Origin of the sequence: Streptomyces sp. NPDC001222, assembly GCF_042896945.1 — a bacterium.
Lineage (GTDB): Bacteria > Actinomycetota > Actinomycetes > Streptomycetales > Streptomycetaceae > Streptomyces > Streptomyces gibsoniae.
Genome location: NZ_JBIAXT010000006.1, coordinates 238,115 through 264,340 on the forward strand (window position 1 = coordinate 238,115; position 26,226 = coordinate 264,340).

Consider the following 26,226-nt stretch of genomic DNA (forward strand, 5'->3'; position numbering starts at 1 on the left):
GCCTTACCGTCTGCACACCATCAGCGGACGGCCCCGTCTCCCCCGCACACCCCCGCGTCGGACCGGTGCCGTCCACCCGTCGCGCCACGAACGCGCTCCGCCGCCCGTCCCCCGCTGGAGCTTCCGTTGCCCGAGAACCCCGAATCCTCCTCCGCCGCCGCACCCCCATCCCTGACCGAGGTGGAGACCTACGGCGTCGAGCGCATCCCCGACGCGGATCGCACCGCGACCCCGCTGGATCTGTTCCGGGTCGCCTTCGGCGGCGCCAACACCTTCTCCACCTGCGTCCTCGGCGCCTTCCCGATCCTGTTCGGCCTCTCCTTCTGGCAGGGGCTCGCGGCGACGGTCCTCGGAGTGGTCGCGGGCGCGCTGATCCTGTGCCCGATGGCGGTGTTCGGCCCGGTCAACGGCACGAACAACGCGGTCTCCTCCTCCGCCCACCTCGGGGTGCACGGCCGGGTGGTCGGCTCGTTCCTCTCCCTGCTCACCGCCATCGCGTTCTTCTCGATCTCCGTGTGGAGTTCGGGTGACGCCCTGGTCGGCGGCGCACACCGGCTCTTCGGCCTGGCGCGCGGCAATCTGTCGTACGTCGTCGCCTACGCGCTGTTCGCGGGCCTCGTGCTCGCGGTGTGCGTCTACGGCTTCCGGTTCATGCTGTTCGTCAACAAGATCGCGGTGACCTCGGCGACCGTGCTGTTCCTGCTCGGGGCGATCGCCTTCGCCGGGGACTTCGACCCCTCATACGCCGGCACCTTCACCGCCTCCGCCGATCCTGCGACGAAGGCGCTGTTCTGGCCGTCGTTCATCGGCGCGGCGCTGATCGTGCTGTCGAACCCGGTGTCGTTCGGCGCGTTCCTCGGCGACTGGTCGCGGTACATCCCCGCGAACACACCACGGCGCAAGGTGGTCGTTGCCGCGTTCCTCTCCCAGATCGCGACGCTCCTGCCGTTCGTCTTCGGGCTGGCGACCGCGAGCATCATCGCCAAGCAGGCGCCGAAGTACGTCGACCCGTCGGCCCCGGACTTCGTCGGCGGTCTGCTCGCCATCTCACCGACCTGGTTCTTCCTGCCCGTGTGCCTGCTGGCGCTGATCGGCGGCATGTCGACGGGCACGACGTCGCTGTACGGAACCGGTCTGGACTTCTCGTCGGTGTTCCCCCGGCTGTCCCGGGTCCAGGCGACGCTGGTGGTCGGCGTGCTGTCGATCGCGTTCATCTTCATCGGCCGTTTCGGGCTGAACCTGGTGCAGTCGATCTCCACTTTTGCCACGATGATCATCACCTGCACCACTCCGTGGATGGTCGTGATGATGCTCGGCTTCTACACCCGGCGCGGCTGGTACGACCCGGACGCGCTGCAAGTCTTCAACCGCCGCCAGCGCGGCGGCCGCTACTGGTTCACGCACGGCTGGAACTGGCGGGGCATGACCGCCTGGTGGGTCTCGGCGGTGATCGGCGTGCTGTTCACCGACATCCCCGGCCAGTTCGTCGGTCCGCTGGGCGATCTGGCGAACGGCGTCGACATCAGCCTTCCGCTGTCGCTGGCCGTCGCCGCGATCCTCTTCCTGGTGCTGCTGCGGCTCTTCCCCGAGCCCCGGGCGGCGTACGGGCCCGAGGGCGCGCGACTGGCCCGTACCGTCGAGGCGCCCATCCCCCCGATCACCGGGCCGGGCGCGGTGGACGGGAGCACTCCGGCGCTCGTGGTCGAGGGCGGCTGATGGACACCTGGCTCGACCTGTCGGTGCCCGTGGTCTCCGGGATGCCCGTCTATCCCGGAGACCCGCAGGTCGAGGTGGAACGGGCGCTGCGGGTGGCGACGGACGGCGTGAACGTCCTGAGCCTGCACATGGGTTCGCAGTCCGGGACGCATGTGGACGCGCCGTACCACGTGAACTCGGCGTGGCCCGCGCTCGACGCACTGCCGCTGGACCGGTTCGCGGGCCCGGCCGTGGTGGCGGACGTCCGGGGCCTGCCGGCGCGGACAGCGATCACGCCCGAGCTGCTCGCGCCCGCGCTCAGTCTGCTGCGGCTCCAGCCGGGCGCGATCCTGCTGCTGGCGACCGGCTGGTCGGCCTACTGGGGAACCGACGCCTATGCGGACCACCCCTGGCTGACGCCCGAGTCGGCGCAGGCGATCGTCAACGCGAGCGTCCGCACGGTCGGGGTGGACGCGCTGAGCGTGGACCCGTCCGGCGACCCGGACCTGCCCGCCCATCGGGTGCTGTGCGGCGCGACCGGAGTGATCGCCGAGAACCTCACCGGCCTCGACCGGGTGCTCGCCGCGCAGCGAGCGGGCCGCTCGGTGGAGGTCCAGCTGTTCCCGCTGCACCTGCCCGGCTCGGACGGCGCCCCGGTGCGGGCCGTGGCCCGGGTCGGCGGCCCGGCGGCGTCCGCATGAGTCCCCGGGGTCGCACGGGGGTGGCACCGCGGCCGCACTCCCCCGGGGGAGGTCCGCCGGCGGTGCGGTTCGGCGCATGACGCCGGATCAGGTCCTGATCGTACGGGCGAGGTCCAGGGTCAGGCGCTGCCACGGATCGCGCGGATCGCGGGAGGTCAGGGCGTGGATCCGGCGCAACCGGTAGCGTAGCGACTGCGGGTGCAGATGGAGCGCGCGGGCCGCGGCGGTGGCCGACCCCGCCTCGATGTACGCGGTCAGGGCCTGGAGCAGATGGCGCTGGTCCGGCTCGGTCAGCGGGCCGAGGACCAGGTGGGCGATGTGATCCGGGGTGGCGGCCGGGTGCCCGGCGAGCAGGGCGAGGATATGGGCGTCGGCGTCCGTGAGCACCCGGCCGGGACGGTGGGCGTGCGAGGGTGCCGTGTCGAGGGCGTCGGCGGCGAGCCGGTGGGCCACGGCGACGCGGTCCAGGCCCTCCCCGGTGATCACGCAGGCCCGCCAGGCCCGCTCGTCGAGGGCGGCCGGCGCCCGCCGGCCCGCAGCCTGGGGCAGCAGCAGCACGGCCCGGGAGCCGCGGACGGTCGACAGTGACACACCGCCGTCGCCGAGCGCGGCGAGCAGGCCCGCGGCCGCCTCGTACGACATGTCGGGGCCGCCCTCGGTCGTCGGCTCGGCCACCAGCAGGCAGTAGGGGTCGGGGATGTGGACGCCCAGCCGCGCCGAGCGGTCCGTCAGCGCTCCCGCCGAGGCGTGCCGTCCCGCGATCAGATCGTCGAGCAGCAGCCGCAGGGCCCGGTCGCGGTCCCCGGCGAGGTCCTCGGTGGTGGCCGCATAGGCCGTGGCCACCACCTCGGACAGCGTGTCCAGTGCCGTGAGCAGGACACGGGCGAGTGCGAAGCCGTCCGCCGGCGTGAGGTCCCCGGCCCGGGCGGCGACCTCGTCGGTCAGGACGGTCGCCGCCACCCGGTAGGCGCGCAGCACCGCCTGTACGGGCCGGCCGTCGGCCGCGCGGGCCGCCGCGATGCCGCGGAAGCGGCGCAGGTCGGCGGGGGCCAGCGTGCCGTCGGTGGCCCACAGCTGCAGCAGCCGGTCGACCCCCCAGGCGGCGATGGCGCGCACCTCCGTCAGCCTTCCGTCGTCCAGCGCGGCATAGACCGGCACCTGGGCGTGGACGGCGGCGACGACCCCCTCCACGACCCGCCGGTCGGCGAGGATCTCGTCCCGGACGCGGCTGCGGGACGGCAGGGGCTGGTTTATCACAGGGTGATGATGACAGCCGTGCGTTGTGTGCACCACGGTGGACGGAACTTGTCAGGGTCGCAAGGATCGTCGCCACACCACGCGGTCTCAGGGACGAGAGGCGGAGCGCACGGGATGACACGGCACTGGGCGGACTTCCAGTACGAGATCTATCTGAACGGCATGACGGGCGCCGTGCCGCGGCTGCCCACCGATCTGACCCGGCTGGAGGAGCTGACCGAGCAGCGGCTCGGGCCGGGACCGGTCGGCTATGTGGCGGGCAGTGCGGGCAACGGCAGCACCGCACGGGCCAACCGGGCCGCGCTGGAGCGCCGCCGGATCGTGCCGCGCATGCTGCGGGACGTCCACGAACGGGATCTGTCCGTCGAGGTGCTGGGGCGGCCGCTGCCCGCTCCGCTGGCCCTGGCGCCGGTCGGCGTGCTGTCGATCATGCACCCGGACGCGGAGTCCGCGGCTGCACGGGCCGCCGCGGCACAGGGTGTGCCGTACATCCTGTCCTCGGCCTCCAGTACGCCGATGGAGCAGGTGGCCGAGGCGTCGGGGGACGGAGAGCGCTGGTTCCAGCTGTACTGGGCCAAGGACCGCGAGGTCACCCGCAGCTTCCTGGCCCGGGCGAAGGCGGCCGGGTTCACGGCCCTGTTCGTCACGCTGGACACACCGTTGCTGGCCTGGCGGCCCCGGGACCTGGACCAGGCGTATCTGCCCTTCCTGCACGGGGTGGGCACCGCCAACTACTTCACCGACCCGGCGTTCCAGGCTGGCCTGGCGAAGCCGGTGCACGAGGACCCCGACGCCGCCGTGCTGCACTTCGTGGGCATGTTCGCGGACCCCGGCAAGACCTGGCCGGACCTGGCGTTCCTGCGGGAGAACTGGGACGGGCCCATCGTGCTGAAGGGCATCCTGCACCCGGACGACGCCCGGCGGGCCCTCGACGCGGGGATGGACGGCGTGGTGGTCTCCAACCACGGCGGCCGGCAGGTGGCGGGTTCCGTGGCCGCCGCGGACGCGCTGCCGCGGGTGGTGGAGGCGGTCGGGGACCGGCTCACCGTGCTGTTCGACAGCGGGATACGCACCGGCGACGACATCTTCAAGGCGCTCGCGCTGGGCGCGCGCTCGGTGCTCGTGGGACGGCCGTACGCCTATGGACTGGGGCTCGACGGCCAGGCGGGTGTCGAGCACGTCATCCGCTGTCTGCTCGCCGAGTTCGACCTCACGCTCGCCCTGTCCGGGCACGCCCGCCCCACCACCCTCGGCCCCGCCGATCTGATCGAGGAGACCTCATGACCGACCTCAAGAACGTGCTGGCCGTCATCTCGCCCCACGTCGGCGGGCGCACGGCAGGCGCCACGCTCTCCGCCGTCTTCCCCGGCGAGGCGAACGTCACCGTGGTGGAGCGGACCGACGAGGACCCGGCGGCGCTGCGCGCGGCGCACGTGATCGTCACGGGCCTCGCCCCGGTCACGGCCGAACACATCGCTGCCGCACCGGAGTTGGAACTCGTCCAGTGTGCTAGCCATGGCTTCGACTACGTCGACCTGGACGCGGCCCGCGCCCACGACGTGCCCGTGTGCAACATCGGCTCCAGCGGCGCGGAGAAGCAGAACGTGGCCGAGCAGACCTTCGCGCTCATGCTCGCCCTGGCCAAACAGTTGGTGCCGGCGCACACCGCGCTCGTCGACGCCGACTGGGCGCTGCCGCGGCTGCAGCAGTCCATCACCGAGCTGTCCGGCAAGACCCTCGGCATCGTCGGACTCGGCCATATCGGCCTGGAGGTCGCGCAGCGCGCGGTCGCCTTCGACATGAGGATCCTGTACGCGGGACCCGAGGGCGTGGACGCGGCGACGGAGGCCCGGCTCGGCGGGGCGCGCCATGTCCCCCTCGACGAACTGCTGCGCACATCCGACTATGTGACGCTGCACGCGCCGCTCACGGAGGAGACCCGGCATCTGCTCGACGCAGACCGCCTTGCCCTGCTGAAACCGACCGCGTTCGTGATCAACACGGCGCGGGGCGCCCTCATCGACCAGGACGCCCTGGCGGACGCACTGGAGCGGGGCGCGCTGGCCGGGGCGGGCCTCGACGTCTTCGACCCCGAACCGCCCACCGCGGCCCTCCGGGTGCTCAGGGCACCGAACGTGGTGCTGTCCCCGCATGTCGCCGGGGTCACCCGGGAGACCCTGGTGCGGATCGCCCTGGCGGCCGTGCAGAACGCGGCCGACTTCCTGGCCGGGAAGGAGCCCCGGGACACCGTCTCCTGACGGAGTGTCAGGGTCGGGTCGTGGGGGTTGCCACGGCCCGGCGGGCGGAGCGGCGTGCCCGCCGGTGCCGGGGCGTTCAGAACGTCGTCGTCCGTCGGGCCGGCGAGAGCGCGGTCGAGCGCGGGGACTGGGCCCGCGCGGGACCGGAACCACGCGGGACCGGGGTGGTCGGCTGCTCGTCCGTCCCGGCGACGGACAGCGACCGGGGCGCCGCCGACCGGCCGTCGGTCGTCCACCGCTGGGTGTCGGAGCCGTCGCGGGCCTTGACGACGACATCGGTGTCGGGGTCGGTGCTCGCGGGTGCGACGGCGAGGTTCTCGGCCCTGCGCGGCAGCAACTCGCCCCGCACGGTGAGGTCGTAGCGGACGTCGTCGGCGCCCGCCTCGCCCGCGTCGACGCACTGGGCGAGCTTCACGACCCCGTCGGTGGCACGGGAGTCGAGGCAGAGACCCGGGTCGGCGACACTGCGCAGCAGACCGTCGCCCTCGTACGACCACTGCTGGGTCCACGCCGTCGTGCACGCCGCGAGCCGGGTCTCCGCGCCGGCCCGGACCGTGCCGCGGACGTCCAGGCAGAGGCCCGCGGCGACATTGCGCAGCCGGGTCCGCTGCGGGGCGACGGACTGTCCGGCGGCGCCGGGCGGTGGCGCGGAGTCGGGACCGGCCGAGAGCGTCCCGGTCCTGCCGCTCGCGCTGGTGGAGGCGACGGGGTCGGCGCCACCGTCGTCCGACCACACGCCGGCCACCAGGAGGGAGGCGAGGGCGACGGCGGCGGTGACGCCGACCCCGGTCAGCAGTGCCCTGGTGTTCCGCTCGTCCGCCAGGAATCGGCGACCTTGCGGGGGGATCCGGGACAGCAGGCGGCGGCGCCCGCCGCCCGCGTGTCTGCCGCCGGGGCCCGCCCCGGTCCGGGCGGCGGCCCGGGACGGCGTGCGGCCGGGCCGGGAGTCGAGATAGCGGCGTGCTCCCCAGCCGAGGACAGCTTCAGCGAGAAGTCCGCCGAGCCCGCCCTCGAAATGGCTCAGCTGCTCCGCGGCGGAGCGGCAGTAGGGGCACTCGAAGAGGTGCTGCTGCACATCGGGCAACAGCGCGCCGCCGCGGCGCAGAGGGACGTCGAGGAGTCGGTTGTGGAAGCGGCATTCGTCGGTCGGGGCCAGTTCCCGGTGGGCCCGTACACAGCCGGCCCGGAACTGATCACGGGCCTGCTCCAGCGCTCCCGCCGCGGCCCCGGGGGTCATGCCCAGCAGAGCCGCCGGGACGAACACGTCCTCGGCCTCGACCTCGATGTGCCACAGCAGGCACTGGTCGAGTTCGGGAAGCGCCTCGAAGGCGCGCCGGGCGAGGACGCGGTTCTCGGGAGTCAGGGACTTCGCCGCGCGCATGCCCCGGCCCCCCGCCGGCTTTCTCAGCTCGCGCAGCACCTCCGATATCCGTTCGTCGGCGGCCCAGTCCCCGACCGTGTCCCGTACCGCCACCAGAATCCGGGGCCGCAACGCGCCCGCGGACGCGGAACGCATGAGCTGGCCGAGGATCCGGTGGAAGGCGGTGGCGGTGACCATCGAGGCGATGTCCGCCGAGGAGGCGAGGCAGATGACCGCGTACTCGTGCGCGGGCTGCCAGTGCCGCGCCATCAGCAGCGCGACGGGCTCGGGGACCTCGCCCACGGGCCGGCCCCTGAGCCGGGAGGCCAGGACCTCGTCGGATTCCCCGAGGGTCAGGCCGGGGCGGCGCGGAGGACGGGACGGACGCGGGGGGTGGGGGGTGTGCACTGAGCGGGTTCCTTCCAAGGCACAAGGCGGCACACGGGGTTCGGGTCGCCGAAAGGGCCCTGGCGTGTGGGGACCATCGCGGCGGGGGCGCCGGGTACACGGCGCGGGGAATGCCGCACGACGGCCGCCGGGTGATGAGCTTTGTGAGCTCGCCGGCGGCCCAAAACGGAGAGCGGCGATTCCGAGCGGCCATGGCCCCTGCGCGCGAAGGTCACCTTCGCACAGGTCGCTCAGGGCCAACAAGGCGCTTGAACAACATCGGTATCAGGGAAAAACCAGGGCGGGTCGGGTCGGCAACTCGGCGCGTTCGCACCGGCTTTCGGCGCACCCGTGGCCCAAGTACCGCCGATCCCCGGCCCCGGGTGCCGGTAATCCCCGCACCGCACCCGCCGACAATGCCTGCGGCCTCGAGTACGGGCATTGCCCACACCGTCGAGTACGGGCATTCCCCACACCGGCACACCGGCATTCCCCGAGCCCCGCGCGCCGGCATTCCCCGGGGCGCGGGTGACGGCTTTCCTGCGGGAAGGCCGTAGGTCAGATCTGCCAGGATCGCAGCCGGTCCGCCGCCCCGTAGACATCGGTCTTGCCGGAGATGAGATCGCGCGCGAGGTCGACCAGGGCGCCGTACGGCGGATCGATGCCGACACCGCTGACGAACATGTACGCGACCGCCGTGGCACAGGCGAAGCGCGCGTTCGCCGACGGCAGCGGCTTGAGCAGGGTCAGCGTGTGCAGCAGGGCGGCGGCGCGCCAGGCCGGATCGGAGTCCACACCGAGACGGGGTGGGTCCACACGGTGGCGGGCGACCGCGGCGACCAACGCGGAGAAGTCGTTGATGACGGGCTGGTCGGGAAGGACCTCTTCATGGCGCTGCAGCAGCCATGGCACATCGACATGGAGGACGGCGGCCATGGGTCAGGCGTCCTGCCCCTCACTCCTCGTGGGCGGCTCGTCCTCGGGGAAGGCCGCAGCGAACTCGTCCGCGTGCCCCTCGAAGAACCGGCGGAACGCCTCGGCGCCCTCCTGCAGGGCCCGATGCCGCGCGATGTCGGCCGCGGCTGCCTCGCGTACCAGGGCCTTCATCGACGTACCGCGCTCCTTGGCGATCCGTCGCAGGTCCGCTAGCTCCCGATCACTGAACTCCACGTTGAGGGCTGGCATGCCCCACACGGTACCTCTCGGGTACTCGGCGGTAAATAGCCGCAGGTGGGAAGAGGGTTAGAGAGGTACCGGAAGCAGGTGAGCGGCCCGTCGAACGGGCGGGGACGGGATGGGGCGGGCGGACCGGCGAGCCGGTCGACCCGCCGCCGCTCTCCCGGCCGTCGGCTTCGGGGGTGTGTATTCCGGCCACGGACTAGGCTGGAACACGAGCGATGCACTTGTTCACCGAGAGTGTGCGCAAGGGAGTGGCGATGAGCCCGGTCCATCCTCCAGGCGAAGCCGCCACGGCTCGGGCAGTCATCGACGACAACGGCATCCTGATGCACTGGAACGAGGACGCACGCCGACTGCTGGGGTATGCGCCCGGGGAGGCCGAGGGCCGCCCCGCCGCGGAGTTGCTCGTCCCGGGCAGCCCGGTACCGCGAGCCGAGCCGGACGGTACCCGCTGGAGCGGCACGGTGCAGCTGCGTCACCACGACGGCGGCACCCTGCCGATGTGGCTGCTGGGCCATCATCGTCCGCAGGAGCACGGCGGCGCATGGCTGGTCGTCACCCCGCTCGGCGACCTGGACCGCCTGCTGGAGGACGACCGGCCGCTCCGCACGGCACTGAACTGGTCGCCCTGCGCCCTCGCCGTCTTCGACGGGAACCTGCGGCTGTACGCGTGCAACGAGGCGATGGCGGACCTGGTGGGACTCCCGCGGGAGCGGATCCGCGGTCTGCGGCTGACGGAGATCAGCGGCAGACCCGAGAGCGAGGATCTGGAGAGCGAGGCCCGCGAGGTCCTGGAGACCGGCCGGAGCCGGGATGTGCAGACACGCCGGCGCAGCGGCGGCGAGAGTCTGGCGCATGCCTGGCTGTCCCGGTTCGCGCCGCTGGTCGACGACCACGGCCGGGTGCGCGGCGTGTGTGTCACCGCGCACGACTTCACCGAGCAGTATCTGGCGCGGGAGCGGCTGCAGTTGGTCAACGAGGCCAGCGTCCGCATCGGGACCACCCTCGACGTGACCCGAACGGCACAGGAGCTGGCCGATGTGTGCGTGCCCGCGCTCGCCGACTTCGTCAGCGTCGATCTGCTGGAGCCACCGGGCGACGGGTCCCGGCCGGGGCCCTCCTCGGTCACCCCGCCGGTCACGCTGTGCCGCGCCGCCCATCAGTCGATCACCCCGGGCTGCCCGGAGGCACTGATCGAGCCCGGCCAGGTCGGCCGGTACCCCGCGTCGTCCCCGCAGGCGTCCTCGCTGGTGGCCGGCCGGACGATGGTGGCCACCAATCTCGCCACGACGCTCACCGAGTGGCTCGAATGGGACCGGGACCGCGGCAGACGCGTCCGCGAACTCGGCGTGCACTCCACGATGTCGGTCCCCATCCAGGCCCGCGGCGGGACGTTCGGGGTGGCCGTGCTGCGACGGTTCCGGCGGTCGGACCCCTTCACTCCGGACGATGTGCTGATCGCCGAGGAGATCACCGCGCGGGCCGCCGTCTGCATCGACAACGCCCGGCGGTTCGAACGCGAGCGCGAGACGGCACTCGCGCTCCAGCGCAGTCTGCTGCCCCGCAGTCTGCCGTCCACCGCCGCGCTGGAGGCGGCCTCCCGCTATCTGCCCGCGGCCCGCGCGGGTGTGGGCGGCGACTGGTTCGACGTGATCCCGCTGTCCGGGATGCGGATCGCCATGGTGGTCGGCGACGTGGTCGGGCACGGTGTCCAGGCCTCCGCCACCATGGGGCGGCTGCGCACCGCCGTGCGGACGCTCGCCGACATCGATCTGGCGCCGGAGGAACTGCTCACCCAGCTCGACGATCTCGTCATACGCATGTCCCAGGAGACGGGGCTCGAGGGCCCGACCGGTGAGGTGGGTGCCACCTGCCTGTACGCGGTCTACGACCCGGTCTCGCGTCGGTGCACGCTCGCGCGGGCGGGCCATCCCGCCCCGGTGATGGTGCCGCCGGGCCAGGCGGCCCAGCAGATCGAACTGCCGGGCGGGCCGCCCCTGGGACTCGGCGGGCTGCCCTTCGAATCCACCGAGGTCGACCTGCCCGAGGGCACGGTGCTCGGGCTGTACACGGACGGGCTGATCGAGAGCCGTGAGCGTGACATCGACACGAACCACCGGCTGCTGTGCTCGACCCTCGCCGGATCCTCCGCCGGTCGGGGCTCGCTGGACGACACCTGCGACCGGATCCTGCACACCCTGCTGCCCGCGGGCGGTGTTCCGGACGATGTGGCCCTGTTGCTCGCCCGCACCCATGGGCTGCCCTCCGCGCAGGTGCAGACCTGGGAGATCCCCTCCGATCCGGCACTGGTCGCCACGGTCCGCAGGCAGGTCGTGGGGCGGCTGGAGGTGTGGCGGATGACCGAGGCCGCGTTCACCGCCGAGCTGGTGGTCAGCGAGCTGGTCACCAACGCCATCCGCTACGGCGAACGTCCGATCCGGCTGCGGCTGATCCATGACGCCACCACGCTGATCTGCGAGGTGTCCGACGGCAGCCTCACCGCCCCGCATCTGCGCCGGGCGCGGACCTACGACGAGGGCGGTCGCGGTCTGCTGCTGGTGGCTCAGCTCGCCCAGCGCTGGGGCAGCCGCCACACCACCGAGGGCAAGGTCATCTGGGCCGAGCTGAGTCTGGTGCAGTGAGGCGGCGGCCGGTCCCGGTCAGTGGCCGTCTCGGCCCCCGGACGGATCCCAGCCGTGGTTCCCGCTCCAGCCGTGGTGCCCGCCCCAGCCACCGTGGCCGCCCCCGCCGCTCGCGCCGTCCGGCGGGCAGTACGGGCCCGAGCAGCCGCCCTCGCTCCCGGAGAGGGGCCGGTCCCTCGCCGATGCGCTCGCGCTCGGGGCGGCGGTCCGCGACGGTGTGCTCGCGCTCGCCGGGGCCGCCGCGCGGGACGGCTCGGCGTCGTGCGCCGCCGTGGGCGTCGGTGAGGCCACGGCGCCCCAGTCGGCCGTCTGCATCCGGAGCGTGTTCGAGATGTCCGCATGCCAGCGCTGGGTGTCGTCCCCGGTCCGCGGCTTGAGTACGAGCGAGGCACCTCGGGAGGAGGAGGCGGGGGTCAGGGCCAGGTCCTGGTCGAAGCGCGGTACCAGCGCGCCCTGGAGGGTGAAGTCGTAGCGGACGTTCTTCGCCGCGGACCCCGTGGCCCCCGCGCAGGCGACGAGTTGGACCGAGTAGCCGAGATGGGAGTCGAGGCACAGATCCGGTGCGGCGACGCTGCGCAGCAGTCCGTCGGTCTCGTAGGCCCACTGCTGGGTCACGGAGGACGCGCAGGACAGGAGCACGGCCTCGGCGCCGACGACCGCCTTGTCCTGGCCGAGGCCGATGCACAGACCGCTGTCCTCGTCGCGCAGCCGGCCCTCGAAGGCGCCGGTGGGCACATCGGCGGCGGCGCCGATCAGGGAGGGCGATCCGGAGCCGCTCGACGCTCCCGGGCTGGGCACACGGGACGGCGTGCCCTTGCCGGTCGCGGCGCCCCCGCCCGACCTCGCGCCGGACCACACGGCCAGCGGTATGAGGACGAGCGCGCTCACCGTGGCCACGGCGAGGGTGAGTTGCCGGCGACGCGGCGAACGCCGGGGGGTCTTGCGCCTGTTGGCGGAGCGCCGGCCTGCGGCGGCCGGCATGGTGGCGTCGCTGTCCGGGCCGTCCGTCGCGGGGGCGCCCTGAGCACCGGGAACGGCCGGGCCGGCGGAGGCCATGGGGTCGGCTGCGGTGGTGGCCCGGGGGCGTCCGTCGGCCGGGTCGACCAGCGGCTCCCCGCCGACGAGGGGTTCGCCACCGACGAGGGGTTGCCCACCGACCGGAGGCTCGCCACCGACCAAGGGTTCCCCACCGACCAGGGGTTCCCCGCCGACCAAGGGTTCCCCACCGACCAAGGGTTCCCCACCGACCAGGGGTTCCCCGCCGACCAGGGGTTCCCCGCCGACGAGGGACATCACGGGCGGTGCCGGTGGCGTGGACCCCGCGCCGGGCTCGTTCTTCGTCTCCAGGTAGGCCTGCGCACCCCAGCCGAGCACGCCCTCCGCGAGCAGCAGCGGAAGGCGCCGGTGGAAGCCCTCCAACTGCTCGGCGGCGTGGTGGCAGTGGATGCAGCCGTCGACATGACGGCGCAGGTCGGGATCGAGCACGCCGTCCTCCCGGCGCAGGGAGGCGTCCAGCAGGCCCGCATAGCGACGGCACTCCCCGTCGGGGGCGGACTCGCGGTGGACGTCCAGACACCCCTCGCGCAACTGCTCACGCGCGCGGTCCACCCGTACCGCGGCGTCGGCCGTCCCCAGACCCAACAGCGCGGCGGGGACGGCGAGTTCATCGTGTTCGACCTCGGTGTGCCACAGCAGACAGCGGGCGGGCTCGGGGAGCCGCTGGAAGGCACGCGACACCAGTCGACGGGTCTCGGGGGGCAGCAGCCGCACCGCGGCACGCTCGCCACTCGCGGGGTCGGAGCGGAGGTCGGGGTGCAGCAGGGCGTGCCGGTGGTCGGTGAGCCACTCCCCCGCGAGACGCCGGATGGTGACGAGCAGGTGGGGCCGCCACGCGGCCGTGGGCCCGCCCTGCCGGGCGGAGTCCTCGAAGAGCCGGGTGAATGCCGCCGTGGTGAGCATTCCGGCGGGGTGGGCGCCGTCCGTGCACAACCGGGCGTAGGAGTAGGCGGCCTCCCAGTGGCGGCCGAGCAGTTCGCCGACCGGATGGTGCACGGGCCTCTTGCCGGCGGACTTCTTCAGCTCGGCGGCGAGCTGTTCGTCCGTAGCGTCGTACGACGGGAAGGAGTCCGGGGAATTCCGCTGAGCCCCGCCTTGCGCGTCCACGTTCCTCCAAAGCCCGCACGGAAGTTCTTTAGTACATACCAATGGAGGCACCACCCGACCGATCACGCATGGGGAAGTGCCCTGAGGATTATCCGGCATATCGAACACTCGCCCGAGGCAGCTCCGGTGAAGCGGACGGTGCACGACAACGTCGGCCGCGCTGCGATAAAGGGAATGGTCCGCGCGCCGACAGTGACACTTTTGCACAGGTCGCCGAGCACGAACAAGACAGGTCCTCAGTTTTGCATTCCTGTGCGCCGCCGGTGAGTTGACAGAAAGTCAGTAGAACGGGAATCGGCGTTGGAAATACCGGGTTGTCCGCTTCGCTCTCCCGGAAATTCATCCGGCGGTCCGGCGCTGTGCCGAGCGGTGAGCGCCCGGCGGGTGCGCCGCCACCGGCGACGCACCCGTTTCCGTCTCAGACCTGCCGCCCGAGGAACGCCGGCAGTCGCACGTGCGCCGCCGCGCCCTCCGCGGCCGGATTCTCCGGCCCGAACATTCCGGGCCTGCGGAACGCGTCCATACCGGGGCGCCGTATGTGCGCGAGCAGGTCCTCGCACAGCCGCTGGTCGACGACGGCCGTGCGGCCGACGGCTGTCGCCCGGTCCACCCCGTGGACGAGCACCTCCGTGAGGTGGATCAACGCCGCCATCGGCCCGGGGACGGGCCCGAAGCCGAGTCGGACCGTCGCCTTGGCGAGGTCGGCGCCGGTGGGGGCCGCCGGGTGCTGTTCGGCGTCGGACCACTGACATCGGACCACATCGACGGCCTGGTCGACCGCGCGCGCACTGACCGAGGCGAACCGCCCGTCGGCCGGGAACCCACCACCGAAGGCCGCCAGGACAGTCGGACGGTGAGACCGTACCGTCGACCGAGAGGGCGTGGGCCCGTGCGGCACAGAGTTCGCCGCCGGCCCGCACCGGGCCAAGGCCCTCAGGAGGCGAAGTCGAGGATCGCCTCGGCGACCGCCCGGGGGTTCTCCAGCAGCATGGCGTGCGTGGCGTCGACAGGGGTGACCGTGACGTTCGGCCGCTCCTCGGCCAGCGCGGCCAGGTCCCGGGCGAGCCCCTTGGCGTAGGCGGCCCTCATGTGGTCGAACCAGTCCAGACCCGGAACGCGGGGCACCTGCCGCCGGGCGCGGACGAGCAGCAGCGGAGCGGTCATCCTGCGGAAGAGGGCGAAGAGGTCGAGGGAGTCGATCACCGCGCACATCTGCAGCATCTCGCTCCGGCCGGGGCGCAGCTCCAGGATCCCGTCGTCCCGCTCCCGCACCGAGCGCAGCACACCGGCCTCGAGCAACTCATAGGGAATGCCCAGTTGTTCGGAGATCACGCGCTCCTCGGCGAGCAGGCCTCTGAGCCCGTCCGCGGGCAGTTCCCTCTTCTGGGCGGCGATGCTCAACTCCCTGAGTTGGCCGAGGCGTTGTACGACATGGTCCGGGTCGAGACCCACGTACTGGTCCGGGCGCCCCCAGCCGAATCCGTCGAGGTTCACCGCGCCGGGGGTGACGTCCGGGTGCTCCAGCGCGTACCGCACGGCGAGCATGCCACCGAGGGAGTGCCCTACGGGAAGGGCGTCGGGGATCCCGTGGACCGCGAGAACCTCCTCGATGTCCGCGAGCACCTCGGGCAGGCGCCACGGGCCGGAGGGCGAGTGACCGTGGCCGCGCAGATCCATGGCCACCACCCGGTGGTGCGGTACCAGCAGGGGTGCGACGGCGGCCCAGTCGGCGAGTGTGCGTCCGGCACCGTGCAGGAGCAGCAGGGGCGGCCCTTCTCCGCCGTGGTCGTGCACGGCCGGCACGAAGCGGTCTCCGGTCATGCAACGACAGTAGAGCGCCGCGGCGGTCTCCGCTCTCAGCGCTGACGGAGCAGGTCCAGGGCTCGCTCCCACCGGAACTCGGGACGCCCGCCGTCCTCGTCCGTCTCTCCGGCGTACGGGTCCCCGAACCGGACCCCCATGCCGCCCAGCCGTTCGAGGCTGGCGCGGTAGGCGGGATGGGCCGCCAGCGCCTCGCTCACACAGGGCAGGACGGCGATCGGCACACCGAGCCCGTACGCCTCGCACAGGACGCCCAGGGCCAGAGTGTCGGATATCCCGGCGGCCCATTTGTTGACGGTGTTGAAGGTGGCCGGGGCCACGACGACAGCGTCCGGGTCCGGGAACGGCCGGGGGTCGCCCGGTGCGCGCCAGGCGGACCGGATCGGGTGGCCCGTCCTTGCCTCGACATCGTCGGTGTCGAAGAAGCGCAGGGCGAGCGGGGTGGCGATGACCCCGACCTCCCAGCCGTCCTCCAGGGCGGCCGCGACCAGTTTGCCGACGCCCTGGGCGACGCCCGCGGCACAGACGACGACGTACAGAAAGGGTTTCGAGACGTCCTGGTTCACGCCTGCACTCTAGGCCGCATACCCGGCACCATGCGGTGCGCCGGGGCGCTGCTACCGTTGAGAACGCCGGTTCTCTCGGTCGGGGACCCCGGAAGGAGTTCGTGCATGGACAGCGAAGTCGCCCGCGACCGGGCGCTGGACGCGGCGGAGAAGCTGTTCTACGGCCGTGGCATACAGAGCGTCGGGATGGACGACATCCGCGGCACCTCAGGTGTGTCGCTCAAGCGGCTGTACCAGCTCTTCCCCGCCAAGGAGCAGCTGGTCGAGGCCTATCTGGAGCGGCGTGACGTCCGCTGGCGGCAGCGGCTGACGGAGCACGTGGACCGGCACACGGACCCCGTGGAGCGCATTCAAGCCGTGTTCGCCTGGCTGCGGGAGTGGTTCGCCGAGCCCGGGTTCCGCGGCTGCGCCTGGATCAACTCGTACGGCGAGCTGGGCGCCACATCGCCCCGGGTGCTGGCTCTCGTACGCGCCCACAAGCGGGCCTTCAGGGCGTATCTGACCGGTCTGGTGTCCGATGCCGGGCTGCCCGCCCACCTCGGCGACCAGCTGTTCCTGCTGGCCGAGGGCGCCATCGTGACCGCGGGCACGGAGGCCTCCACGGAGCCCGCCGATCAGGCGGGCCGGGCCGCGGGGCTGCTGCTGGCGGCCTACCGGTAACGCTCCGGCAGGCCGGACGCCACCGCCGGACCACGGCGGACCGCCGCTCGGGGGTGTCTGACAATTCCCGCCGGGCACGCGACTCCCCCGGCCTGGCGGCTGGGAGGTGCCCTGCCCCCAGGCACGCTCGCCGCGTTGCCGGATCACCCGAGTACGTCCGGTACGCGGATGATCCACCGCATTGCGACGCTCCCCCGGCTGCCGCCGGGAGGTGCGCCCTGCGCCGGACGCCGCGCGCTGATCCGGCGCGAATTGTCAGACACCCCCTGGTCACGGTGGGGCCCGCGTGGGCCGACGGTGGCTGTCGAGGACGGCTCCTGGGGCGTCCCCCGCTGTCCTCGATGTCCTCGACTCGGAGCCGCAGCGGGGTCAGCTCGCCCGGGAAGCCTCGACTCCTTTCTCGCTGATGGTGATGGCGCTCACCGGACAGGCGCGTGCCGCCTCCCGCACGAGCGGGTCGCCGCCACCGTCCTCCTTGCCGGGCAGGACCTCGCTGTAGCCGTCGTCGTCCTGGGTGAAGACGCCCGGCGCGGTCAGGGCGCACTGGCCCGCACCGATGCAGACGTCCCTGTCGATGGAGATGGAGATGTCATCTGTCATGGCCGACAGCCTCTTACCAGGTCACGGGGAGTTCCAGCATCCCCTGGATCGTGTCGCCCGGTTTGAAGGGAATCTCCTCCGGCGGGGCGGCCAGCCGCAGCCCGGGGAGCCGGTCGAACAGGGTGCTCAGGGCGAGCTCCAGCTCGGCCCGCGCCAGGTTCTGGCCGAGGCACTGGTGGATACCGAACCCGAAGGCGACATGGTGGCGGTTGGTGCGGTGCCAGTCCAGCAGATCCGGCTCGGGGAAGGCGGCGGTGTCCCGGTTGATGACGGACGTGGAGAACAGCACACCCTCGTCGGCGCGGATGGTGCACCCGGCGACCTCGATGTCCTCGGTCGCCACCCGAATCAGCCCGTCGGCGATGGACAGGAAGCGCAGCAGCTCCTCGACCGCGGCGGACATGAGACCCGGGTCGCCCCGCAGCTCGGCGAGTTGCTCGGGGTGCCGGAGCAGGGTGAACGTACCGAGGGAGATCATGTTCGCGGTCGTCTCGTGCCCGGCGATCAGCAGCAGCGTGGCCAGCGAGACCAGCTCGGACCGGTCCAGTCCTCCGTCGCGCAGCTGCTCTTGGATCAGCTCGTCGAGCAGTCCGTCCCCCGGCTGTTCGTGCTTGGCGTCGATCAGGTCCCCGAGGTAGGCGTCCATGCGGTCGCGGGCGTCCTGGGTGTCGGCCGGGGTGGGGCCGCGCAGCAGCCTGCGGGACTGCTCCTCGAAGAACTCGTGGTCGGCGTAGGGGACGCCGAGCAGCGCACAGATCACCATCGACGGCAGGGGCAGCGCGAAGGCGCTCACCAGCTCGACCGGCGGGCCGGCCGCCTCCACGGCGTCCAGCAGCCGGTCGACGGTCTCCTGGATGCGCGGGCGCAGGACGTTGACCCGCTTGAGCGTGAAGTTCGGAACCAGCATGCGGCGCTGTGTGCGGTGCTCGGGGTCGTCCATGCCGAGCAGGGTCACCCTGCGGTCGCGGACGGCGGCGAAGCGTGGGTTGGTCGCCGGGAACGCGTCCCTGTTCCGGTCGGAGGACAGGCGCGGGTCCGAGAGGAGCTCCCGGGCCGTGGAGTGGCCGGTGACCACCCAGACGTCGCGTCCGTCGTAGAGCGTGACGCGGGTCAGGGGCCGCTCGCTGCGCAAGGGGTCGTAGGCGGCGGGCGGGTGGTAGGGGCAGGTGCGGTCCTGGGGGAAGGCGACGGGTTCTGACTGGGTCACAGCGGGTTTCGTCATGTATGACCTCGCAATGTATGACCTCGCAGGGCGAAGATTCGCTCTTGCCGGTCATCATCAATTAGATGCCCGAGGCATCTACAGGGCCACTCGAAGTTCGGCCAGATCCGCCGGATGCCGTATGTGGCCGAAGCTTGTCGTCGGCGACCGGGCGAAGACGGCCGACGTGGGCCGTGGGTCGCCGTCGGCGGGCCGCCCGTACCGCCGCACCCTGCGGAAGCGCGTCGCGCGCCCCGCACCGACCATGGTAATTCGCTTGCCCGCGCATCCGCCGCTCCTGAAGGATCGGCGCATGTTCACCGCCGACACCGTGCTGCCCCCGTCCCTCGCCCCCGCATGTTCCGGCCGGGGCCGACAGCAGCAGTCCGGCCGTCCCCGGAGGCTCTCGCCGCGCCGGTCGTGACCGCCGCGCTGGTGGCGGGACTGGTCGCGGGATACGGCATCGCCGTACCCGTCGGAGCGGTCTCGGCCTATCTCCTCTCCCTCTCCGCCCGTACGTCCCTGCGCACCGGCGTGTGCGCCGCGCTCGGTGTCGCCACCGCCGACGGGATCTACGCCCTGGCGGCGACCGTCGGCGGCACCGCCCTCGCCGCCGCCCTGCAACCGGTACTGGTCCCCCTGCGCCGGGTGTCCGCGCTCGTGCTGGCCGTCCTCGCCGTGCGCGGCGCCGTCGGCGCACTGCGCCGGTACCGCTCCGAGGGGCGGGCCGTCCCGGAGCGCGCGGCACCGGCGGGACCCGGGCGGGCGTATCTGGGACTGCTCGGCGTCACCCTGCTGAACCCGACCACGGTGATCTACTTCGCCGCGCTGGTGCTGGGGGGCCACGCCACGGACTCCGTACGGCCGCTGGAGCAGGGGCTGTTCGTCCTCGCGGCGTTCGCCGCGTCCGCGAGCTGGCAGCTGGCGCTGGCGGGGGGCGGTGCGCTGCTCGGCCGGGTGCTGACCGGGCGGCGCGGGCGACTGGTGACGGCGCTCGTCTCCAGCACGGTGATCGCGGCGCTGGCGGTGCGGGTGCTGACCGGTCCCGGGTGAGGCCGCGATCCGGGGTCCGGGCCGGAAGCGTGGTGTGGATGAAACCGGGCGCGACTGGTGTTGAATCACGAAGCATGCGTTCGCGCGGCAGGACGGTGGGTCCGCCGTGCGGCGGACGCGACAACAGTCGTACGCGACGATGGGACGGATGACATGCCTCTTGAGGGCGAGTACGAACCCAGCCCGACGCAGTGGGTGCGCGAACAGGTGGATCTGTACGAGCGTTCCGGTGGCACCGAGGGCACCACCCTCCAGGACACGGGGATGCCGGTGATCATCCTCACGACCCTCGGGGCCAGGAGCGGCAAGATCCGCAAGACTCCGCTGATGCGCGTGGAGCACGACGGCCGGTACGCCGCGGTGGCCTCGCTGGGCGGCGCGCCCAAGCACCCGGTCTGGTACTACAACGTGACGGAGCACCCCACGGTGGAGCTCCAGGACGGGCCGGTGCGCCAGGAGATGACGGCCCGTGAGGTCACGGGAGACGAGAAGGCGCAGTGGTGGGAGCGAGCCGTGGCCGCCTACCCGCCGTACGCCGACTACCAGAAGAAGACGGACCGGGAGATCCCCCTCTTCGTGCTGGAGCCCACCGGGAAGTGAGTTCAGGCAGTGGCGGGCCGCGCGGCGCTCTCGCCGTGCGGCCCGTCCGTGTGTCGCGGGGACTTCAGTCGGGAAGGGTCTGTTCGGCCCAGATCGTCTTGCCCTGGTCGGTCTGCCGGCTGCCCCAGCGCTGGGTGAGCTGGGCGACCAGCAGCAGACCTCGGCCGCCCTCGTCGAAGGCGTGTGCCCGGCGCAGATGCGGCGAGGTGGAACTGCCGTCGAAGACCTCGCAGATCAGTGAACGGTCACGGATCAGCCGCAGCCGGATGGGCGATCCGCCGTACCGGATCGCGTTGGTCACCAGCTCGCTGACCACCAGCTCCGTGACGAACGCGGCCTCCTCCAGGCCCCATTCGGCCAGCCGGTCGACGGCGTTCTGCCGTGCGGTGGCCACATACGCCGGGTCCGTGGGGACGTCCCAGGTGGCCACCCGGTCGGCACCCAGGGCCCGGGTGCGCGCCAACAGCAGGGCCACGTCGTCGCCGGGCTCGTCGGGGAGCACCGCCTTCAGCACCGCGTCGCACAGGGTGTCGAGGGAGTCCTTCGGCACCTCCAGCGCATGGCACAGTGCGTTGGTGCCGCAGTCCAGATCACGCCTGTGGCCCCTGATCAGCCCGTTGGTGTAGAGGGCGATCAGCGAGCCCTCCGGCAGCTCCAGTCGAAGGCACTCGAAGGGCAGGCCGCCGACGCCCAGGGGCGGGCCGGCCGACATGGTGACGAGGTGTGCGCTGCCGTCGGGCTGCAGGACGGCCGGGGCGGGGTGTCCCGCCGCGGCCAGGTCCAGGCGGCGCGAGACGGGATCGTAGATGGCGTACAGGCAGGTGGCGCCGAGTTCGGCGACCTCGCCACCGGCTCCCTCCGACGCGAGGTGGGAGACCAGGTCGTCGAGATGGGTGAGGAGTTCGTCGGGCGCGAGGTCGACGTCGGCGAGGGTGCGGACGGCGGTGCGCAGGCGGCCCATGGTTGCCGTTGACCCGATGCCGTGGCCGACCACGTCTCCCACGACCAGGGCGACCCGACTGCCGGACAGCTGGATCACATCGAACCAGTCCCCGCCGAATCCGGCCGTCGACCCGGACGGGACATAGCGGTGGGCCACCTCGAGACCGACCGGTCCGGGCAGGGCACGCGGGAGCAGGCTGTGCTGGAGTGCCAGGGTGGTCGACCGCTCACGGGCGAAGCGGCGGGCGTTGTCGATGCAGACGGCCGCCCGGCTGACCAGCTCCTCGGCGAAGACGGTGTCGTCGGCCACGTAGGGGTCCGGGTTGCGGATGCGCACGAACACCGCGACGCCCAGGATCGTGTCGCGGGCCATGATCGGGACGGCCATCAGGGAGTGAGCGCCGTTCCGGGCCGCGGGGTCGCCGACGTCCCGTGCGTTGCGCTCCTGCACCCAGCGGTCGAAGTCGGCTTCGCCCGCCCGGCGGAGCACGGCCCGGCACTCGCGCAGCGCGCGTGCGGGAGGCGAGTGCGGCAGATAGATGTCCTCGTCTCCCAGCCTGACCGCGGCCTCGGGTGTCCCCTCGGTGACGGACCGGTGGGCGATCCGGCGCATGACCGGGTCGTCACGTTCCGTGGGACGTTCGTCCTGGCCGAGGACCCAGCCCAGCAGATCCACGCTGGCGAAGTCGGCGAACGGCGGGACCACCACCTCCAGCAGCTCTTCGGCGGTGCGCGGCACGTCCAGCGTGGTGCCGATGGCGACCGCGGCCTCGTTCAGCAGCATCAGGCGTCGGCGGGCCGAGTACTGTTCGGTCTCGTCGACGGCCGCCGCGGCGACCGCGGTCACCTCGCCGGCGGCGTCCTGCACCGGCCACATGTCGATGGTCCAGGCATGCTCATGGTGCTGCGTCGAGGGACGGGTGTGGTTCTCGTAGTGCACGGGGCGCCCGGTTTCGACGACCTGGCGCAACGAGCGGTTGAAGCGCCAGCCGGACTCGTCGTCCTCGGACAGGAGGTCGGCGAAGCGCTGTCCCGCCAGCGTGTCCGCCTCCGCCTCCAGGAGCTCGGCGGCCCTGTCGTTGGCGCGCAGAAAGCGCAGCTGTGTGTCGTACACGGACATCGCGACCGGTGCCTGCTGATACGCCAGGGCCACCACCAGCGACTCCGCCGCCTCGGGCGTCGTGGTCACCACGAAGCCCTGCGGCTCGCCGTCCGCGCCGAGCACCGGGTACGCGCTGACGCGCAGGGGGAAGGAACCACCGTCCCGGTGCCGCAGGACGACGGTGCCGGTGAGCGCGGTCAGCACGGGCGGGGACACGTCCTCGGCGAGCAGGTCCTGCGCCGCGCGACCCACGACCTCCTCGGCCGCGTATCCCGTCAGCCGCCGCGCGCCCTCGGTCCATCCCGTCACCGTGCCCCGGGCGTCGACGATCGCCGCGGCGGCGACTTCTTCCATATGATCCAGAATGATCCATCGGGGACTTTGCCTCAACCCGGCCCGGCGGCGGGGACGGCGGTCGCACGGTCCGGGTGCCGCGGCCGGTACGGCGGACGGTGGCCCCCGGGCGAGCGTGCGCCGGGTGCGGCACGGGAGCCGGACCCCCCGGGTCGAACGCGGCAGCCGGAGCCCCGGTTCAGGCGCCGGCGTGCCGGCGGGCCGACTCGTTCTCCTGGGCCAGGCGCCGCAGCGCGAGCAGCGCGGGCTCCAGCAGGACGGTCAGCAGCAGCGCGCGTTCCATGACCTCCAACGAGTCGTCGATCCCCTCCAGTTGGTCGAAGTCGAGCGCCGCGGTCCGCTCCGCCAGCCGCGCGTACGGCAGCAGGGCACGCCAGTCGAGCGGGACGCCGAGGCCACGCAGCGAGGCCAGGGTCTCGGCGAGGGTGGTCCTGGCCGGCGCACCCGCGTGGACCGCCCAGCCCAACTCGTCCACCAGCCGGTCGACCTCGCCCCGCTCGGGGGAGCCCGCCGGGGCGTCGCCGCCCGGCTCCCCGGCCGGGCCGATCGCGCCGAGAGCGAGACCCAGCAGCACATGGATGTCCCCGGTGTGCTCCTCCAGGGCGCCCAGGAGGTCCCGGGTGATGCTGACGGACAGGCCCCTCGGGCCGGTGAGCGCGCGGATCAGACGGAGCCGGCGCAGATGGTCCTCGTCGTACTCGGCCTGGGTCGCGGACAGTTGACGGCCGGGCGGGAGCAGGCCCTCACGAAGGTAGTACTTGATCGTCGTGACGGAGACGCCACTGCGGCGGCTCAGTTCGGACAGACGCATCGGGGCGGCTCCACTCTGGTCATTGGATACCTTCACTGTCTAACATGGATAGTGGAGGTATCCAATGGGGCCTCCGATCATGCCCGCCCGCGGTGCGCCCCTTTCGGTCTCCGTGCACCGCGGTGCCCTCGACTCCCCGCCGGAAGAAGGACGTGCCGTGCCCACACTCCCCTGGACCACCGTCGGCAATCCCCCGTCGGACGCCGAGGCCGTCGTGATGGCCTCCCGGCTGGAGGTCCGTTCACTCGCCGACGTACCGCGGTTCTTCCTCAAGTCGCTCGCGGCGTGGAAGCAGGCCCGCAGCGCGCCGGGCGCGTACGGCGTCTCGCTGGTCGCCCAGCCGTTCAAACGCACGTTCTGGACGCTGTCGGCATGGGAGAGCGAGCAGGCCGTGTACGCGTATGCCAAGGCCGAGCCGCACCGGTCGGTCATGGCCGGTCTGCGCTCCACGATGAGCCGCTCGGTCTTCACGTTCTGGCAGGTACCGGCCGCGGAACTGCCCCTCGACTGGGCGGACGCCCGGCGTCGGCTGGCCGAGCAGGAACGCCGCGACGCACAGACCGCCGGCGGGCCCGCCACAGCCGTCTGACCGCGCCTCGCGGTGGCCACCGGCCGGGCACTCGTCCGTCAGTTCCCGCCGTACTCCCTCGCGGCGGCGGGGCCCGCCGCACCGCCGCGGGCCTGCCGCTCCGCCGCACGGGTCGGAGCGTCCGTGATGTCGAGGAAGATCTGGTCGGCCTCCGGGACGGTGTGCGCGACCGAGCGTTTGATGCGTACCGCGGCCTCCTCGACCTCCTCACTGTCCAGCCCGGGAACCAGGTCGACACGCGCGGCCACCAGGAGGGAACCGAGGCCGAGCTGCATGGTGAGCAGCGCCTCCACGCTGTCGATCTCGGGCTGTGCCGTCAGCAGGGCGCGGATCCGCTCGCTGAGCTCCGGATCGGCGGCCTGGCCGATCAGCTGGTCCCGGGCGTCCCGGCCGAGCCGGTAGGCGACGTAGACGAGCAGGGCGCCGATGGCGACCGAGGCGGACGCCTCCCACACGACGCTCCCGGTGACCATGTGCAGCGACATGCCGGCGATCGCGAGCAGCACGCCGAGCACCGCCGTGCTGTCCTCGGCGAGCACCGTGCGCAACGCGGGGTCGCGCAGTCGCTGCGCGGTCGTGCCCTGCTGACGGTGCACCTGGTGCAGGGCCCGCACCAGCGAGGCGCCCTCCGACAGCAGCGCGACCCCGAGCACGGCGAACCCGGCCACATAGCCGCTGTGCGACTCCTTCGCGCCACCCTTGAGGGCTTCGAGCCCCTGGAAGAAGGAGAAGCAGCCGCCCATCACGAAAATGCCGACGGCCGCGAGCAGCGACCAGAAGAACCGCTCCTTGCCGTAGCCGAAGGGATGGCGTCGGTCGGCCGGGCGACGGCTGCGGTGCAGCGCGGCCAGCAGGAAGATCTCGTTCAGACTGTCGGCGACGGAGTGCGCGGCCTCCGACAACAGCGCGGGCGAACCCGCGAACAGTCCGCCGACCGACTTGGCCACCGCGATCAGCAGGTTCGCGCCGAGCGCCACGAGCACCGTGACACGTGTCCTGCCGTCCGAGTCCCCGCCGTGCCGCGCAGGCCTGTGTTTCGGCGCATCGCCGTCCGGAGGCTCCTCCACCGTCCGTGGCCCTTCCCGCTCGTCCGCGTCGGATGATGTCCCGCTCACCTCGCCCGACTGCCCCCGTCGACCGACCTCACACGGCGCCGGGACGTAAATCGGGGGACAAAGGGGGAACCCAACCACCGTGCGGGCGAACGCCCGCGTCAGGAGGCGGGGAATGAGCGACGGCAACAGCGCATACGGCAAGAAGAAGTTCCAGCGGTCCAGAAGCCATTTCGCCGACCGGATCACGGCGGACGGGCGCGACGGCTGGCCGGTGACGGAAAGCCGCTATCGACTGGTGGCCAGCCGGGCCTGTCCCTGGGCGAGCCGTGCCGTGATCTCCCGGCGGCTGCTCGGCCTGGAGGACGCGCTGTCGATGGGCATCGTCGATCCGATCCAGGACGACCGCAGCTGGCGGTTCAGCCTCGACGCCGACGGCCGCGACCCCGTTCTCGGCATCCGCTTCCTCAGCGAGGCCTACGACGCCCGGGAGACCGGCTATCCGGGCGGCGTCAGTGTGCCCGCGATCGTGGACGTGCCGAGCGGGCAACTGGTCACCAACGACTTCCAGCGGATCACCCTCGATCTGGCCACCGAGTGGACGGCACTGCACCGCGAGGGGGCTCCCGACCTCTACCCCGAGCGGCTGCGCGACGAGATCGACGACGTGATGGACGGCGTGTACGAGGACCTCAACAACGGGGTTTACCGGGCCGGGTTCGCCACCGACCAGAAGGGATACGAGGAGGCGTGCACCGCGGTGTTCCACCGGCTGGAGTGGCTGTCGAAGCGTCTGGCCGGGCAGCGGTACCTGGTCGGCGACACGATCACCGAGGCCGACATCCGGCTGTTCACCACGCTCGTACGTTTCGACCCCGTCTACCACGGCCACTTCAAGTGCAACCGGTGGAAGCTGGCGGAGGAGCCGGTGCTGTGGGCGTATGCCCGCGACCTGTTCCAGACACCCGGGTTCGGGGACACCGTCGACTTCGACCACATCAAGCGGCACTACTACGAGGTCCACACGGGGATCAACCCGACCGGCATCGTGCCGCTCGGACCGGAGCTGGCCGGCTGGCTCTCGGCGCACGGCCGGGAGCAGCTGGGCGGGCGCCCGTTCGGGGACGGGACACCGCCCCGACCGGTGCGGCCGGGCGAGGAGGTCCCCGTCTCCGGGCGGCCCTGAGAGCGCTCCGGGGAGCGGGTGGACGAACAGAGGAGCGCGGCGAAGGC

Annotated in this window: 23 protein-coding genes; 10 read left to right on the forward strand and 13 right to left on the reverse strand. The window is 72.4% G+C overall.

What is annotated here, in order from left to right; translation table 11 throughout:
* Positions 1-126: 126 nt before the first annotated feature.
* Both ACFY2Z_RS11750 and ACFY2Z_RS11755 read left to right on the forward strand, forming a co-directional pair.
* Positions 127-1,716 carry a purine-cytosine permease family protein gene (locus ACFY2Z_RS11750; RefSeq protein ID WP_390744000.1) on the forward strand — a complete coding sequence of 530 codons (1,590 nt, stop codon included), beginning with the start codon at positions 127-129 and terminating at the stop codon, positions 1,714-1,716.
* Positions 1,716-2,396: a cyclase family protein gene (locus tag ACFY2Z_RS11755; protein WP_390744001.1), complete on the forward strand. Its 681-nt coding sequence runs from the start codon at positions 1,716-1,718 to the stop codon at positions 2,394-2,396. Before ACFY2Z_RS11750 ends, ACFY2Z_RS11755 begins: the two co-directional genes overlap by 1 nt.
* A gap of 87 nt (positions 2,397-2,483) precedes the next feature.
* Here ACFY2Z_RS11755 and ACFY2Z_RS11760 read toward each other — a convergent pair whose 3' ends face one another.
* Positions 2,484-3,653 (reverse strand): PucR family transcriptional regulator, encoded by a 1,170-nt coding sequence (locus ACFY2Z_RS11760; protein ID WP_390744002.1) that lies wholly within the window; start codon positions 3,651-3,653, stop codon positions 2,484-2,486.
* A gap of 114 nt (positions 3,654-3,767) precedes the next feature.
* On the opposite strand from ACFY2Z_RS11760, the gene ACFY2Z_RS11765 reads away from it, so the two are divergent.
* The gene (locus ACFY2Z_RS11765) at positions 3,768-4,937 is read left to right on the forward strand and encodes a lactate 2-monooxygenase (protein ID WP_390744003.1); all 1,170 of its coding nucleotides are present in this window, start codon (positions 3,768-3,770) and stop codon (positions 4,935-4,937) included.
* Complete coding sequence (locus ACFY2Z_RS11770) at positions 4,934-5,911, forward strand: 2-hydroxyacid dehydrogenase (RefSeq protein ID WP_390744004.1); 978 nt, start codon at positions 4,934-4,936, stop codon at positions 5,909-5,911. The genes ACFY2Z_RS11765 and ACFY2Z_RS11770 overlap by 4 nt, the downstream gene beginning before the upstream one ends.
* Before the next feature lie 76 nt (positions 5,912-5,987).
* On the opposite strand, the gene ACFY2Z_RS11775 is transcribed toward ACFY2Z_RS11770, so the two are convergent.
* The 3 genes from ACFY2Z_RS11775 to ACFY2Z_RS11785 form a co-directional block, all read right to left on the reverse strand.
* Positions 5,988-7,679: a ricin-type beta-trefoil lectin domain protein gene (locus ACFY2Z_RS11775; RefSeq protein ID WP_390744005.1), complete on the reverse strand. Its 1,692-nt coding sequence runs from the start codon at positions 7,677-7,679 to the stop codon at positions 5,988-5,990.
* Positions 7,680-8,216: 537 nt separating this feature from the next.
* A complete protein-coding gene (locus tag ACFY2Z_RS11780) occupies positions 8,217-8,594 on the reverse strand; it encodes a toxin Doc (protein WP_390744006.1) in 378 nt (125 codons plus the stop codon).
* A 3-nt stretch (positions 8,595-8,597) separates the two neighbouring features.
* The gene (locus tag ACFY2Z_RS11785; RefSeq protein ID WP_390744007.1) at positions 8,598-8,843 is read right to left on the reverse strand and encodes a hypothetical protein; all 246 of its coding nucleotides are present in this window, start codon (positions 8,841-8,843) and stop codon (positions 8,598-8,600) included.
* 251 nt (positions 8,844-9,094) lie between these two features.
* Here ACFY2Z_RS11785 and ACFY2Z_RS11790 point away from each other — a divergent pair, with 251 nt between their 5' ends.
* Positions 9,095-11,479: a SpoIIE family protein phosphatase gene (locus ACFY2Z_RS11790; protein ID WP_390744083.1), complete on the forward strand. Its 2,385-nt coding sequence runs from the start codon at positions 9,095-9,097 to the stop codon at positions 11,477-11,479.
* Between the two features lie 18 nt (positions 11,480-11,497).
* On the opposite strand, the gene ACFY2Z_RS11795 is transcribed toward ACFY2Z_RS11790, so the two are convergent.
* The 4 genes from ACFY2Z_RS11795 to ACFY2Z_RS11810 all read right to left on the reverse strand — a co-directional run bounded on the left by ACFY2Z_RS11795 (position 11,498) and on the right by ACFY2Z_RS11810 (position 16,029).
* Positions 11,498-13,642: a ricin-type beta-trefoil lectin domain protein gene (locus tag ACFY2Z_RS11795; RefSeq protein WP_390744008.1), complete on the reverse strand. Its 2,145-nt coding sequence runs from the start codon at positions 13,640-13,642 to the stop codon at positions 11,498-11,500.
* A 418-nt stretch (positions 13,643-14,060) separates the two neighbouring features.
* On the reverse strand, positions 14,061-14,402 hold the full coding sequence (locus ACFY2Z_RS11800; protein ID WP_390744009.1) for a hypothetical protein: 342 nt from the start codon (positions 14,400-14,402) through the stop codon (positions 14,061-14,063).
* A gap of 173 nt (positions 14,403-14,575) precedes the next feature.
* On the reverse strand, positions 14,576-15,463 hold the full coding sequence (locus tag ACFY2Z_RS11805; protein WP_390744010.1) for an alpha/beta fold hydrolase: 888 nt from the start codon (positions 15,461-15,463) through the stop codon (positions 14,576-14,578).
* 35 nt (positions 15,464-15,498) lie between these two features.
* Positions 15,499-16,029, reverse strand: a complete 531-nt coding sequence (locus ACFY2Z_RS11810) for a flavoprotein (RefSeq protein WP_390744011.1) — start codon at positions 16,027-16,029, stop codon at positions 15,499-15,501.
* Positions 16,030-16,134: 105 nt separating this feature from the next.
* Between ACFY2Z_RS11810 and ACFY2Z_RS11815 the strand changes: the two genes are divergently transcribed.
* On the forward strand, positions 16,135-16,689 hold the full coding sequence (locus ACFY2Z_RS11815; protein ID WP_390744012.1) for a TetR/AcrR family transcriptional regulator: 555 nt from the start codon (positions 16,135-16,137) through the stop codon (positions 16,687-16,689).
* A gap of 369 nt (positions 16,690-17,058) precedes the next feature.
* On the opposite strand, the gene ACFY2Z_RS11820 is transcribed toward ACFY2Z_RS11815, so the two are convergent.
* Complete coding sequence (locus ACFY2Z_RS11820; RefSeq protein ID WP_355915892.1) at positions 17,059-17,289, reverse strand: ferredoxin; 231 nt, start codon at positions 17,287-17,289, stop codon at positions 17,059-17,061.
* Positions 17,290-17,302: 13 nt separating this feature from the next.
* Positions 17,303-18,511, reverse strand: a complete 1,209-nt coding sequence (locus ACFY2Z_RS11825) for a cytochrome P450 (protein ID WP_390744013.1) — start codon at positions 18,509-18,511, stop codon at positions 17,303-17,305.
* A 399-nt stretch (positions 18,512-18,910) separates the two neighbouring features.
* Between ACFY2Z_RS11825 and ACFY2Z_RS11830 the strand changes: the two genes are divergently transcribed.
* Both ACFY2Z_RS11830 and ACFY2Z_RS11835 read left to right on the forward strand, forming a co-directional pair.
* Positions 18,911-19,543, forward strand: a complete 633-nt coding sequence (locus ACFY2Z_RS11830; protein WP_390744014.1) for a LysE/ArgO family amino acid transporter — start codon at positions 18,911-18,913, stop codon at positions 19,541-19,543.
* Between the two features lie 153 nt (positions 19,544-19,696).
* Positions 19,697-20,143: a nitroreductase family deazaflavin-dependent oxidoreductase gene (locus tag ACFY2Z_RS11835; protein ID WP_390744015.1), complete on the forward strand. Its 447-nt coding sequence runs from the start codon at positions 19,697-19,699 to the stop codon at positions 20,141-20,143.
* A gap of 64 nt (positions 20,144-20,207) precedes the next feature.
* On the opposite strand, the gene ACFY2Z_RS11840 is transcribed toward ACFY2Z_RS11835, so the two are convergent.
* Positions 20,208-22,541 (reverse strand): SpoIIE family protein phosphatase, encoded by a 2,334-nt coding sequence (locus tag ACFY2Z_RS11840; protein ID WP_390744016.1) that lies wholly within the window; start codon positions 22,539-22,541, stop codon positions 20,208-20,210.
* A gap of 178 nt (positions 22,542-22,719) precedes the next feature.
* Entirely contained in the window at positions 22,720-23,352 is a 633-nt protein-coding gene (locus ACFY2Z_RS11845; RefSeq protein ID WP_390744017.1) for a MerR family transcriptional regulator, read from the reverse strand.
* A 157-nt stretch (positions 23,353-23,509) separates the two neighbouring features.
* Between ACFY2Z_RS11845 and ACFY2Z_RS11850 the strand changes: the two genes are divergently transcribed.
* Entirely contained in the window at positions 23,510-23,941 is a 432-nt protein-coding gene (locus tag ACFY2Z_RS11850; RefSeq protein WP_390744018.1) for a DUF3291 domain-containing protein, read from the forward strand.
* A 38-nt stretch (positions 23,942-23,979) separates the two neighbouring features.
* On the opposite strand, the gene ACFY2Z_RS11855 is transcribed toward ACFY2Z_RS11850, so the two are convergent.
* Positions 23,980-24,924: a cation diffusion facilitator family transporter gene (locus ACFY2Z_RS11855; RefSeq protein WP_390744019.1), complete on the reverse strand. Its 945-nt coding sequence runs from the start codon at positions 24,922-24,924 to the stop codon at positions 23,980-23,982.
* Between the two features lie 244 nt (positions 24,925-25,168).
* On the opposite strand from ACFY2Z_RS11855, the gene ACFY2Z_RS11860 reads away from it, so the two are divergent.
* Positions 25,169-26,179 (forward strand): glutathione S-transferase family protein, encoded by a 1,011-nt coding sequence (locus tag ACFY2Z_RS11860; RefSeq protein WP_390744020.1) that lies wholly within the window; start codon positions 25,169-25,171, stop codon positions 26,177-26,179.
* The last annotated feature ends 47 nt before the right edge of the window (positions 26,180-26,226 follow it).

Coding starts and splice junctions, on each gene's coding strand:
- ACFY2Z_RS11755 (WP_390744001.1), top strand. CDS start 1,716: ATGGACACCTGGCTCGACCTGTCGGTGCCCGTGGTCTCCGGGATGCCC.
- ACFY2Z_RS11765 (WP_390744003.1), top strand. CDS start 3,768: ATGACACGGCACTGGGCGGACTTCCAGTACGAGATCTATCTGAACGGC.
- ACFY2Z_RS11770 (WP_390744004.1), top strand. CDS start 4,934: ATGACCGACCTCAAGAACGTGCTGGCCGTCATCTCGCCCCACGTCGGC.
- ACFY2Z_RS11780 (WP_390744006.1), bottom strand. CDS start 8,594: ATGGCCGCCGTCCTCCATGTCGATGTGCCATGGCTGCTGCAGCGCCAT.
- ACFY2Z_RS11785 (WP_390744007.1), bottom strand. CDS start 8,843: ATGCCAGCCCTCAACGTGGAGTTCAGTGATCGGGAGCTAGCGGACCTG.
- ACFY2Z_RS11790 (WP_390744083.1), top strand. CDS start 9,095: ATGAGCCCGGTCCATCCTCCAGGCGAAGCCGCCACGGCTCGGGCAGTC.
- ACFY2Z_RS11805 (WP_390744010.1), bottom strand. CDS start 15,463: ATGACCGGAGACCGCTTCGTGCCGGCCGTGCACGACCACGGCGGAGAA.
- ACFY2Z_RS11815 (WP_390744012.1), top strand. CDS start 16,135: ATGGACAGCGAAGTCGCCCGCGACCGGGCGCTGGACGCGGCGGAGAAG.
- ACFY2Z_RS11820 (WP_355915892.1), bottom strand. CDS start 17,289: ATGACAGATGACATCTCCATCTCCATCGACAGGGACGTCTGCATCGGT.
- ACFY2Z_RS11825 (WP_390744013.1), bottom strand. CDS start 18,511: ATGACGAAACCCGCTGTGACCCAGTCAGAACCCGTCGCCTTCCCCCAG.
- ACFY2Z_RS11835 (WP_390744015.1), top strand. CDS start 19,697: ATGCCTCTTGAGGGCGAGTACGAACCCAGCCCGACGCAGTGGGTGCGC.
- ACFY2Z_RS11840 (WP_390744016.1), bottom strand. CDS start 22,541: ATGGAAGAAGTCGCCGCCGCGGCGATCGTCGACGCCCGGGGCACGGTG.
- ACFY2Z_RS11845 (WP_390744017.1), bottom strand. CDS start 23,352: ATGCGTCTGTCCGAACTGAGCCGCCGCAGTGGCGTCTCCGTCACGACG.
- ACFY2Z_RS11860 (WP_390744020.1), top strand. CDS start 25,169: ATGAGCGACGGCAACAGCGCATACGGCAAGAAGAAGTTCCAGCGGTCC.